General features: G+C 55.5%; 8 protein-coding genes and 1 pseudogene. 6 read left to right on the forward strand and 3 right to left on the reverse strand.

What is annotated here, in order from left to right; genetic code table 11:
• Together ACLQ7H_RS00580 and sltY are read right to left on the reverse strand one after the other, a co-directional pair.
• Positions 1–85, reverse strand: a pseudogene (locus ACLQ7H_RS00580) (Trp operon repressor); the annotation flags it as partial.
• Between the two features lie 300 nt (positions 86–385).
• The gene (gene sltY, locus ACLQ7H_RS00585; RefSeq protein WP_411751002.1) at positions 386–2305 is read right to left on the reverse strand and encodes a murein transglycosylase; all 1920 of its coding nucleotides are present in this window, start codon (positions 2303–2305) and stop codon (positions 386–388) included.
• 649 nt (positions 2306–2954) lie between these two features.
• Here sltY and ACLQ7H_RS00590 point away from each other — a divergent pair.
• From ACLQ7H_RS00590 to ettA, 5 genes are all read left to right on the forward strand, one after another.
• Positions 2955–5681, forward strand: a complete 2727-nt coding sequence (locus tag ACLQ7H_RS00590; RefSeq protein ID WP_411750995.1) for a cation-transporting P-type ATPase — start codon at positions 2955–2957, stop codon at positions 5679–5681.
• Positions 5682–5965: 284 nt separating this feature from the next.
• Positions 5966–6565: a YfiR family protein gene (locus tag ACLQ7H_RS00595; protein WP_411750996.1), complete on the forward strand. Its 600-nt coding sequence runs from the start codon at positions 5966–5968 to the stop codon at positions 6563–6565.
• Entirely contained in the window at positions 6565–7812 is a 1248-nt protein-coding gene (locus tag ACLQ7H_RS00600; protein WP_411750997.1) for a diguanylate cyclase domain-containing protein, read from the forward strand. Before ACLQ7H_RS00595 ends, ACLQ7H_RS00600 begins: the two co-directional genes overlap by 1 nt.
• Before the next feature lie 40 nt (positions 7813–7852).
• Positions 7853–8350 carry an OmpA family protein gene (locus ACLQ7H_RS00605; RefSeq protein ID WP_411750998.1) on the forward strand — a complete coding sequence of 166 codons (498 nt, stop codon included), beginning with the start codon at positions 7853–7855 and terminating at the stop codon, positions 8348–8350.
• 142 nt (positions 8351–8492) lie between these two features.
• On the forward strand, positions 8493–10160 hold the full coding sequence (gene ettA / locus ACLQ7H_RS00610; protein WP_411750999.1) for an energy-dependent translational throttle protein EttA: 1668 nt from the start codon (positions 8493–8495) through the stop codon (positions 10158–10160).
• 50 nt (positions 10161–10210) lie between these two features.
• Here ettA and ACLQ7H_RS00615 read toward each other — a convergent pair whose 3' ends face one another.
• Positions 10211–11119, reverse strand: a complete 909-nt coding sequence (locus ACLQ7H_RS00615) for a LysR family transcriptional regulator (protein WP_411751000.1) — start codon at positions 11117–11119, stop codon at positions 10211–10213.
• Between the two features lie 100 nt (positions 11120–11219).
• On the opposite strand from ACLQ7H_RS00615, the gene ACLQ7H_RS00620 reads away from it, so the two are divergent.
• Positions 11220–12221, forward strand: a complete 1002-nt coding sequence (locus ACLQ7H_RS00620; protein ID WP_411751001.1) for a zinc-binding alcohol dehydrogenase family protein — start codon at positions 11220–11222, stop codon at positions 12219–12221.
• Positions 12222–12415 lie beyond the last annotated feature (194 nt).

The raw sequence follows: 12415 nt of genomic DNA on the forward strand, positions 1-12415 counted from the left end.
AACTCTGCAGCAGCGCGACAAAGCGCAGCCAATCTTCATTGCCTTGTTCTGAAAGAGCGGGGTCGTTTAGCGATATTTGCGTCATGCCAGCCACCATACTATTTAACTAGTACAGCAGCATAGCATACCGCGGGTAAGCGTCAAAATACTGGGGCTGGCTACGTTATTACTAATCATCTACCGCTACCACCACTAACTACCTCGCTATCCCCTATGGATTTCAAGTTGGCCACTCTTGCGCGTCCATGCGCTCGCGGCATTCGTACATCCCTGTACAGCATAGCTAGGCACCAAGCTTGTTCATCCCCAGGAGCTTACTTTTAGTAAGTGACTGGGGTGGACAAGTGCAGGTAACAACGCTACAGCTTGAAAGACGACGGGGATATCAATAACGTCTTTGCCACTCGGCATCCGTCAGCACCTTTGCTGGCCGATGCATGAAGTAACGATAAAACGCGTCATAGGCCAGCACATTCTTCACGTAAGAACGGGTTTCCGAGAATGGAATGCTTTCCACAAACGCCACGGCATCCGCACGGCCATCGGTATTGCCTAACCAGGTATTCACCCGTGATGGGCCAGCGTTATAGGCCGCAGAGGCAAGAATGCGGTTACGACCAAATTGCTGATACACCGACTCCAGATAGCTGGTGCCAATGGTGATATTGGTTTGCGGATCAAACAGCTGACTCGGGCTGCTGTAGCCTGGGATGCCGAACAGATCCACCGTATGTTTCGCGGTACGCGGCATGACCTGCATCAAACCTGCGGCTCCGACCGGCGACTGAGCTTTCGGGTTCCAGGCGCTCTCCTGGCGGGCAATCGCCATGGCATAGCTCGGCGTAATGCCTTTATCTTCGGTAGCACGGCGGAATTCCTGTGGCCAGGCCATCGGGAAACGTTCTTCGAGATGATCCCACAGTTTGCCCACGATGGTCGCCTGTACGCTCAGATCGGCCCATTTCTGCTCAAAGGCATAGCGGGCCAGCGCTTCCTGCTCCGGACGGCTACGGCTGGCCACGAATGAACTCCACTCGCTGCGCGCCAGGTTATCCATATTCCAATACATCAGTTCGCGCACCCGGGCAATCTCCGGACCACTTACCAGATCGGTGCGAGGTTTTGCCGCCACGGCGACCATCACCGGATAAGCCACCTGCAGTTTTTGCGCTGCCACCATCGGGTAGAAGCCGCGTTCGTTCATCAGGCTACGCAGTATCACTTCCCCTTCGCTGCGTTTGCCTTCATCAATCATTACGCTGGCTCGCCAGTAACGCCATTCGTCCTTATTACGTGATTCTTCAGGCAGGCGGGCCAGCCAGGTTTTCAGCCCCTGACGATCGCCCACGCCCAGCGCCATACGCACGCGGCGCTCCAGCAAAGCGGGCTGTTGGCTGCGTAGGATCACCCGATCGCGCCATTGAGTCTGCTCAAAGGTGGCATCGTTGCCCATCAACCGCCAGGCCACCTCTTCCTCCAATCCTAACTTCTCGCTTTCGCTCATTTTCTGCAGGCGAGCCAGCGTTGGGATCATGGCTCGGGCATTCTCTACGTCCTGGCGAGCCAGGCGTGCGAATACGATGCTGGTGGCCGAACGGGTAAAGTCTGTTGGGCCAACGCTACGGGCAAAGGCTTCCAGCGTGGTGGGATCGTTTTGCAACCGTACCAGCGCATCCCCCATGGTCTGATAATCGCTTGGCAATTGGCGATACAGGTAGTTCACCAGGCCACTGTTGCCCTCTTTCAGCGCCAGCTTCATCCGTGCCAGTGTGCTCAACGGCGTTTGCTTACCAGCAGCCTGCCAGACGCTGAACAGCTTATCGCAGGAGCCCGGCAAGGTTTTACCGCTCATCCAGATATCATCGGCCCCGGTCCAGGCCGCCTGCCGATCGCCGGTGGCCCACTTGGCGTAATAGAAATTACAGCGCGCCGCGACCGGTTTAGGCTCTTGCGGGCTGAAGGCCAGCAGGGTAGTCCAGTCTTGACGGCTCGCCAGTTCGTTCACGAAACGGGCAGTGAGCGATTTTGCGGGTGGCAACGTAGGATGCAACCGCAAAAACTGCTGGACCTGAGCCGCGCTGGCCGTGCTGAGATCCTGGGTCAACTGGCGATATTCCAGATAAGGATACAGGGGATAATCCTGCAGCGTTGGCATCAACTGCGCCACCACGTCCATCTGCTTACTGTCCCAGGCCTGCTTGATTTGCAGATAACGCTGGCGTTCACCGTCCAAAGAGTCTGCCAATGTTGCACCAGAAAATGCCGTCAGGCACAGGCCCACAGCCCACAACCGCCATTTGTCCACCTTGACCATACTTACTCTTTCCTCGCTGGGTTAGCTTGCCAGAACCGATCCACCCCGCTGCCGCGCCGCGTCAGCAGCCAACGGGCCAGTGATCCTGCTCTGCAAATGTCTCACGCCCCACCGTGGGAAGCCACGCCGGGAACAAAACCGTGCCGCTACCATGGGCTGGCATCAGGTATTAATCATAGACAGCAAAAACGCGTATCCATTCATTACTTTATAACAAGTTTATCAGCCCAGATGAAAACCACCCTGCCTGGCGATTGCGCCAGGCAGAACAACAAGACGACGTTTTGAAAAATCATGGGATTATGGTCAATTTTTTCATCACACAATAACCCCGGTGTTCTATAGTTTTCTATGCAGATACGAGTTTTCCTATACAAAAAATGACATTACAAAGACATTAATACAGAAACATTTCCATACGGATTAAAACAATTCCTATTACTTAATTTTTATTATCTCAGATCAAAAACTCAAGTTTGCGATTATTTACTATCACGCGGCAGATAATTGGCCACCCACTAACTGAAAATTTTTACCATTCACATCTGTGTGACAGAAAACAATGGAATATCACCCCGGCAAAAGGGCTGCCGACACAGATGGGGACTTAGATTCGAACGACTTTAAGGAGAGGCACTCCATGCCAAAACATTCCCCCACCGAATACCAAGAGCCGCCCAAGCCGGAAAAAGCCTGGTATCAATACAATATTGAACAAACGCTTCAACATTTGAATGGCCAGCAACAAGGCCTGAGCGAACAGGAAGCTGCCGAGCGGCTGAAGAAGTTTGGCCCCAACGCCCTGCCGGAGCAGGCAGGCAAAAGCGCTTTTATGCGCTTTATTGCCCACTTTAACGATGTGCTGATTTATATTCTGCTGGCCGCCGCCTTCCTCAAAGGCATTATGGGGCATTGGATCGATACCGTGGTTATTCTCTGCGTGGCCGTGATCAATGCCCTTATCGGCTTTGTGCAGGAAAATAGCGCTGAGAAATCGCTGAAGGGCATTAAAAATATGCTTTCCAGTCAGGCGATTGTGGTACGTGACGGAATTAACCACACGGTGAATGCGGAAGATTTGGTACCAGGGGATATCGTGTTATTGCGCCCCGGCGATAAAATTCCCGCCGACCTGCGGTTATTGGAATCTCACAACCTACAGGTTGAAGAGGCCATCCTGACCGGCGAATCTACCGTCGTATCAAAACAAACCGACGCTATCCCTGATGAAGTGATGATTGGCGATCGCACTAACCTGTTATTCTCTGGTACCACCATCAGCGCCGGGAATGCCAAGGGCGTAGTTATCGCGACCGGCGGCTATACCGAACTCGGCCACATCAGCGAGATGATCTCGACCGTTAAGACCCAGCGTACCCCGTTACTGCAACAAATGGACCGTCTGGGCAAAAACATCTTCATCCTGATCCTGGTGATGATGGTGTTGCTGTTCGTGTTTGCCTTCACGATGCGGGATATGCCGCTCGGTGAGCTGCTGGTGGCGCTGATCAGCCTAGCGGTGGCCGCGGTGCCCGAAGGTCTGCCTGCCATCATTTCGATTATCCTGTCCCTGGGCGTGCAGTCGATGGCACGTAACCGCGCGATTATCCGCAAGCTGCCTACGGTGGAAACCTTAGGTTCGATGACGGTGATCTGCTCGGACAAGACCGGCACGCTGACCATGAACGAAATGACGGCGAAAAACGTCATCATGGCCGACCATGCTTACCGTGTGGAAGGAGAAAGCTATGAACCGGTTGGCGGCATTTTCTTTGCCGACAGCAACAAACCAGCGCACGCTCAAGATATCCCGCCGTTGGCGCAGTTCATTACCGCGATCACCTTGTGTAACGACAGCCAGGTAAAGCAGGATGACAGCGGTCGTTGGGCGATCACAGGGAGCCCAACGGAAGGCGCACTGAAAGTGCTGGCGATGAAGGCCGGATTAGAGATAGGTGAAGCCCGCCAATTGGCTAAAATCCCGTTCGACTCCAGCTACAAATATATGGCGGTACGCAGCCAGGTCGCGGGCAAGAATCAGGTATTCCTTACCGGTGCGCCAGACGTGCTGTTCTCACTGTGCGAATTCGAACTGACCGATTCGGGCATCCAACCCTTCCGCCGCGGCTACTGGGAAGCGGAGATGTCACGCTTTGCCGAGCAAGGCTTGCGTATGGTGGCCGCCGCCAGTAAAACCACGCCAGACGGCGAACTGGAACTGGATCACGGCGATATCCGCCAGCAGATGGTGTTTATCGGCATCGCTGGCGTGATGGACCCACCGCGTCCTGAAGCGGTCGCCGCCATCGCCGAATGCCAGCAAGCGGGGATCCGGGTGAAGATGATCACCGGCGATCACCAGAAAACGGCCATGGCCATCGGTGCCATGCTGGGGATTGGTAACAGCCAGGATTCCATCACCGGCTCCCAGTTGGAGCATATGGATGACCAGGCGTTGGCAGAAGCCGCCGTGCGTTACGATATCTTTGCCCGTACCAGCCCGGAACATAAGCTGCGTCTGGTCAAAGCGTTGCAGGATAAAGGCGGCGTGGTAGGGATGACCGGCGACGGCGTCAACGATGCACCAGCGTTGAAACAGGCTGACGTGGGTATCGCCATGGGGATCAAAGGCACCGAGGTGACTAAAGAAGCCGCTGATATGGTCCTGACCGACGATAACTTCGCCACCATCGCCAGCGCGGTAAAAGAAGGTCGTCGCGTTTACGACAACCTGAAGAAAACCATTCTGTTCGTCCTGCCGACCAACCTGGCGCAGGGCCTGCTGATCATCATCGCCATTCTGGCCGGTGCCATGCTGCCGCTGACGCCAATCCAGATCCTGTGGATGAACATGGCCACTTCCACCACCCTGTCTTTCGGCCTGGCCTATGAGCCCGCCGAAAAAGGGCTGATGCATCGTCAACCGAGGGTGCCGGGCAGCAACGTGTTGGATCTGCATGCTATCTGGCGCATCGGCTTCGTCGGCGTGCTGATCGCCATCAGCGCCTTCGCACTGGAAGCCTGGATGGCACCACGCGGCTACAGCAGCGAGCTGATCCGTACCGTGTTGCTGCAAACCCTGGTCACCGCCCAGTGGGTTTACATGTTCAACTGCCGCACCGCAGACCGCTTCCCACTCAACCGCCAGTTGTTCCTGAATAAGGGCCTGTGGTTGGTGAGTGGCGTACTGTTACTGCTGCAGATGGCTATCATCTACCTGCCGTTTATGAACTCGCTGTTTGGCACCGCGCCGCTGCCGCTGTTCTATTGGGGCGTGACGCTGATGATTGCCATTGCGCTATTCCTGATTGTAGAAGTGGAAAAATGGGTGATTAGCCGCATCAAAGCGAGCCGAAAAACGCTATAATACGCGCTCAGGGACACGCAATTTTCACTAAAACGCCTGGCAACCCCTGCCGGGCGTTTTTATAACGTAAAAAAATACCTAGGAAAAATCTCATAAAACCGAGCATAAAGCGCACAACTAACTTCTCTTATAATACAATCCGCATCCAAGACGGCCAGGTTATGCTTTTTGGGTAATGCGATGGATTGATTGTACGTGGCAAAGCTTTTACCCTTTTCGACTAGGTTCAATTAATTAGTATCAGACTGCCGCGCCACCAAGCCGGCCGTAGGCAGGAATGGCGGATGAAGATGTCGTTAAAGGCCATAGGGTTGGCTATCAGGATGCAGGGTTTATGCAGTAACCCGGTCCGGTCGCGTCACATGTTGCCCATCCTGCTGCTGGCTATGTTGACGTTTCCCAGCTTGGCCGGGGCTGATACGCAAGATCCCAACCAGAAACGCATTCATACCGTCACCACCGTGGTGGTGGGGATTATCAGCTATGCTCGCTGGCCCGCCACACCAGATCCGATCCGCTTGTGCGTGATTGCGCCAGTCCAGTATGCCGAAGGTCTGTTCGACCCGATATTACTGATGGCAGCGCGGCCAATCAAAACCCAGCGGATCGAGTTAGATAATCCGCAGTTGGCTACAAGCTGCGATGTGGTGTACCTGGGCGACGTTAATGCCGCCCAGAAACAAGATTTCTTCCACCGGATTTCGGGTCACTCGATCCTCAGCATCAGCGAAAAGGATATGGAATGTGCTGTTGGCAGTGCCTTTTGTTTGCAAATCAGCAACGATCAGGCGGGTTTTAAAGTGAATCTGGACTCACTGGCGCGCAGTGGCGTGCGTGTTCACCCTAGCGTGCTGCAGTTGGCGCGTAAAAAGGGGCCGCCATAATGAAACTGTTAGGTCATAAAGGGTCGACCACATCTCGCCCTACGCTGGGCCAAGTGCTGCAACGGATGAACCTGAGTCTGGCGTTGATCGCCGTCGGCGCCGCAGGGATCTTCCTGACGTTGCTGGCACTGTTTGCCCTGCGGGCCTATGCCAACCATAACCTGCATCTGATTGCCCGCTCGATCAGTTATACCGCTGAAGCCGCCGTCGTGTTTGAGGACCGCCCCGCCGCACGCGAGGCGTTGCTACTGATCGCTTCCAACGAAGAAGTGTCAGAGGCTAAAATCCTGGATATGCGGGGGGTCGCCTTGGCCAGTTGGAGTCACCCAGTGGATAGTCCATTGCATGGACTGGAGCAGTTGGTGGCCCGTTGGGTCTTGCCCGAAGCGGTGGTTTTACCCATCGCCCGTGAAGGGAAGCAGATCGGCCTGGTCTGGTTGACCGGTAACGGCAACAGCCTGCTGACATTCTTGCTGCGCGGCATGGTGGGCATGCTTGCCTGCCTGATGCTCAGTACGTTGTGTGCCCTGGTGCTTTCCCGCAGAATGCTCAGTGGGATAGTGACCTCCTTGGACGATATCACCAACGTTGCCCATACGGTACGTCGCGATCGGACTTTCGAGCTGCGGGTGCCTTCCGCACCGATTGCCGAGTTGCACGAACTGAGCTGTGATTTTAACGGCCTGCTGGATGAAATCGAAGCCTGGCAGGAGCACCTGCAACAAGAAAATGACGCGTTAACTCACCAAGCCACCCACGACAGCCTGACCGGCTTGCCAAACCGGGCCTTCTTTGAAGCTCAGTTGGGGCGTGCGCTGGCAGAGCTCGAACCCGATGAAAAGCTGGCGGTACTGTTTATCGACGGCAATCGTTTCAAGGAGGTGAACGATAACCATGGCCATGCGGCCGGTGATACCGTATTAATCACCATCGCAGAGCGCCTGCGTAGCAGGTTGCGCAAGCACGATCTGGTCGCCCGGATGGGGGGCGATGAATTCGCCATCCTGCTGGCACCGCTCAAAGACACCAACGATGTGTTGCCGATTGCCGACATCATCATCGAGTGTATGCAACAACCCATTGTGTTACCTAACAAGGAAAGAGTGATCGCCGCACTGAGTATCGGCATCGCGTTTTACCCTGAACATGCCTCTACCACTCAGGAACTGCTACACGAAGCGGATGATGCAATGTACCGGGCAAAACACCTGTCCCACGGAGGCTGGCGGTTAGCAATGCGCAAATAGCGCCTGCACCGAGCCCCAAAACAACCAAAGAGAAAAATCAATGTTACAGCAAAATTTTAAACGGTCTTTTTCCCTACTGGCATTAGTGTTTATCACCTTGCTCACGCTAGCAGGCTGCCAGAGCAAACCACAAGGGCTGACGGCGGAACAGATCGCCTTACTGCAGGCGCAAGGGTTCAAACTGACCGATAACGGTTGGGAGTTTGGCTTTTCCGACAAGGTGCTGTTCGGTAACAACGTCGGTAAATTGAGCCCTCAAAGTACCGAGATTGTCGAGAAGATGGGCAAGGCGCTGAAGAGCGTAAACATCGTGCAATTCCGCCTGGACGGCCACACCGATAACTACGGCGAAGATAGCTACAACGATCAACTTTCCCTGCGCCGCGCCAACGCAGTAGCCGACGTGCTGGCCGGTATCGGCATTCCGCGTGCCAATATAGAAACCCGCGGGATGGGTAAACGCCAACCGGTAGCCAGTAACGCCACCTCCAGCGGCCGCGCCGAAAACCGTCGCGTGTCGATCGTCGTCACCCCTTAAGAAACAGCAAAGTTCACCTAATGGTGGGCATTAGCGGTTATACTTGGCGATCGTCATAGGGGATCTGGGAACCGGTGCTGAAACGGGCTACACTCAGGCCGCCAGACATCCTATAAAAACTGATAGAGAGGCTCGGAGCAACGTGGCTCAATACGTCTATACCATGCACCGCGTCGGCAAAGTGGTTCCGCCGAAGCGTCATATTCTGAAAAACATTTCCCTGAGTTTCTTCCCTGGGGCCAAAATTGGCGTGCTGGGCCTGAACGGTTCCGGTAAGTCCACCCTGCTGCGCATTATGGCCGGCATCGATACCGATATCGAAGGGGAAGCTCGCCCGCAGCCGGGCATCAAGATCGGCTATCTGCCGCAGGAACCGCAGCTCAACCTGGAGCACAGCGTTCGCGAGTCCGTAGAAGAAGCGATGGCAGAAGTGGTTGGTGCCCTGAAGCGACTTGATGAAGTGTACGCGCTGTACGCTGAAGAAGGGGCCGACTTCGACAAGTTGGCCGCTGAACAGGGCCGCCTGGAAGAGATCATTCAGGCTCACGATGGCCACAACCTCAACACCCAGTTGGAGCGCGCTGCCGATGCATTGCGCCTGCCGGAGTGGGACGCAAAAATCGCCAACCTTTCCGGTGGTGAGCGCCGCCGCGTAGCGCTGTGCCGCCTGCTGTTGGAAAAGCCAGACATGCTGCTGCTGGACGAACCGACCAACCACCTGGATGCCGAATCCGTGGCCTGGCTGGAACGCTTCCTGCACGACTTCGAAGGGACCGTAGTGGCAATCACCCACGACCGTTACTTCCTCGATAACGTGGCCGGCTGGATCCTGGAGCTGGACCGTGGCGAAGGCATTCCGTGGGAAGGTAACTACTCTTCCTGGCTGGAGCAGAAAGACGCACGTCTGGCGCAAGAAGCCTCAACCGAAGCCGCTCGCCGCAAGTCGATCGAGAAAGAGCTGGAGTGGGTGCGTCAGGGAGCCAAAGGCCGTCAGTCTAAGGGCAAGGCCCGTCTGGCACGCTTTGAAGAGCTTAACAGCACCGAATACCAGAAACGTAACGAAACCAACGAACTGTTTATCCCACCTGGCACCCGCCTGGGCGATAAAGTGGTTGAAGTTAACAATCTGCGTAAATCCTACGGCGACCGCCTGCTGATCGAAGATCTCACCTTCTCGGTTCCGAAGGGTGCCATCGTCGGTATCATCGGTCCGAACGGCGCGGGTAAATCTACGCTGTTCCGCATGATGTCCGGCCAGGAACAGCCTGATTCCGGCAGCATCGTGCTGGGCGATACCGTCAAGCTGGCTTCGGTCGATCAGTTCCGCGACAGCATGGATAACTCCAAAACCGTGTGGGAAGAAGTTTCCGGCGGCCAGGACATCATGCGCGTGGGCAATACCGAAATGCCAAGCCGTGCCTACGTTGGCCGCTTTAACTTCAAGGGCGTCGATCAGGGCAAACGCGTGGGCGAACTGTCCGGTGGTGAGCGTGGCCGTCTGCATCTGGCCAAGCTGCTACAGGTTGGCGGCAACGTGCTGCTGCTTGACGAACCCACCAACGACCTGGATATCGAAACCCTGCGCGCGTTAGAAAACGCCCTGCTGGAGTTCCCAGGCTGTGCGATGGTGATCTCGCACGACCGTTGGTTCCTTGACCGTATTGCCACCCACATTCTGGACTATCAGAATGAGGGTAAGGTGGAGTTCTTCGAAGGCAACTTTACCGAATACGAAGAGTACAAAAAGCGTACTCTGGGTGCCGATGCGCTGGAACCTCGCCGTATCAAGTACAAGAAAGTCACCAAGTAACATCAGGTTGGCTATCTATGCTCTCAAGCCCGCATCTTGCGGGCTTTTTGTTATCCCCAATCCAGCGCCTGCGCATAATCCACAAAGACCGGGTGCTGGATCACGACATCGATAAAACAGGCCAGCGCCGGAGAATTAAGCTTGCGGCTCGGATAAACCAGATACAGTTCATTGCCTTCGGCCTGCCACTGCGGCAACACTTCCACCAATTGCTTTTGCGCCACCACTTCACGGCTGAGAAACGCGGGAAGCAGCGTAATACCCGCCCCCAAAATGGCACTCTCTCGTGCATATAACAGATTATCGGTGGTATGGCGCAGCGGCAGTTGCCAACGGTAATACTCTTCACCGCGGCGCAAAATCCAGGCGGGCCAGGCACGGTGAGAGATGCAAAGATGCTGCTGCAACTGCTGCGGATGCAGCAACGGCGGGTGCTGGGCCAGATACTCCGGCGCAGCCAGCAAATAACGGGGAGCATGCCCCAGACGGCGGCCAATCAACGAAGAATCCTGCGGCCTGCCGGTACGCAATGCCGCATCAAAACCCTCCTGCACCATATCCACCATGGCATCCGACACTGACACTTCCAACGAGACATCCGGATACTGGCGCTGGAAATCTGCCGCCAGATGCGGAAGCAACGTCGCCCCCAGCCCGGCAGGCGTGGAGATACGTAGACGACCACTGGGGTTATCACGCAAGCGCTGCAAGGCAAGATCGGCCCGTTCTGCAGCAGAGAGCATCTCCTGGCAGTGTTCAAGATAGCGCTCCCCGGCAAAGGTCAAATTTAACTGCCGGGTGGTGCGGTTGAGCAAACGTAGACCCAGTTTTTGCTCCAACTGACTGACACGCTGGCTGACGCTGGACTTGGGCAGCCCGGCCCGTTTGGCCGCCGCAGTAAAGCTGCCGCACTCCGCCACCAGCGCAAACAATGCCATATCCTGCAACTGCTTGAACATAATTGTTCACCTCAGACGAACACTTAGTTAGTTATTGTCCATCTTATCACTCTACTCCTCAGGGTCTACACTGGGACTATTCATGCGAAGGAGCACAATTATGTTAATCAAAGCCATTGCCGTCGATCCGAAAAATCCAGCCGGTTTTATTGAAATCGCCCCAGAAAAACCCGCACCGGGCCAATACGATCTGCTGGTGGCGGTCAAAGCCGTTTCCGTCAACCCGGTCGATACCAAGGTTCATGCTGGCCTGCAAAAAAAGGGTTTGCAGCAGCCGCGTATTCTCGGCTGGGATGCCAGCGGCGTGGTGCTCGAAGTGGGCAGCAGCGTTAGCGGGTTCAAACCCGGCGATGAGGTGTGGTATGCCGGGGATATTACCCGTCCGGGCAGCAACAGCACCCATCAGCTGATTGACTCACGTATCGTGGCGCATAAACCGGCCAGCCTGGACTGGGCACAAGCCGCCGCGATGCCGCTGACCGCGCTCACCGCGTGGGAAGCCCTGTTTGAACACCTGAATATTCAGCATGCAGACGCCGGTAAAACGCTGTTGATCATCGGCGGTGCTGGCGGCGTGGGCTCGCTGGCGATCCCCCTGGCCGCACAACGTAGCAAGGTGAAAGTCATAGCTACAGCCTCTCGCCCCGAATCCGCCGCCTGGTGCCGCGAGCGTGGTGCTGAGCTGGTAGTGGATTACCGCGATCTGAAAGGTAACCTAGCTAAGGAAGGGATTGAGAGCGTGGATTATATCCTGTGCCTGAACGATACCGACGGCCATTGGCAAGCCATCAGCGATCTGATCGCCCCGCTCGGCCATATCTGTACCATCGTCGAGAACAGCCAACCGCTGGATCAAAACGCGTTGAAGCTGAAAAGCGCGGCGCTGCATTGGGAATTTATGTTTACCCGCAGCATGTTCGCCACGCCGGATATTGCCCAGCAGGGGGAGATCCTCAAGCAGGTGGCGCAGTTGCTGGACGAAGGCAAGTTGACCACCACGCTGAGCGAAACGCTACAGGGGCTGACGGTGGACACTTTGACCGCCGCACATGCCAAACTGTTGGATGGGCATATGCAGGGCAAGCTGGTGATAACTTACTAAGTTAGTGGGAGTGTCGATTTATCAGGTATTAAGAAATTGCTATAGACATGATATTTCAGCAACATTCCCCTCACCCCAACCCTCTCCCTGTACAGACCGGGGACATCATGAACACTTGTTCGGGGACATGGTAGACACTTACAACATAGGTATGAGTACTTCTGAGTGGAGCTGCTTATGCCGTGGAATGAGAG

The sequence above is a fragment of the Serratia sp. (in: enterobacteria) genome, from assembly GCF_046715635.1.
GTDB lineage: Bacteria > Pseudomonadota > Gammaproteobacteria > Enterobacterales > Enterobacteriaceae > Chania.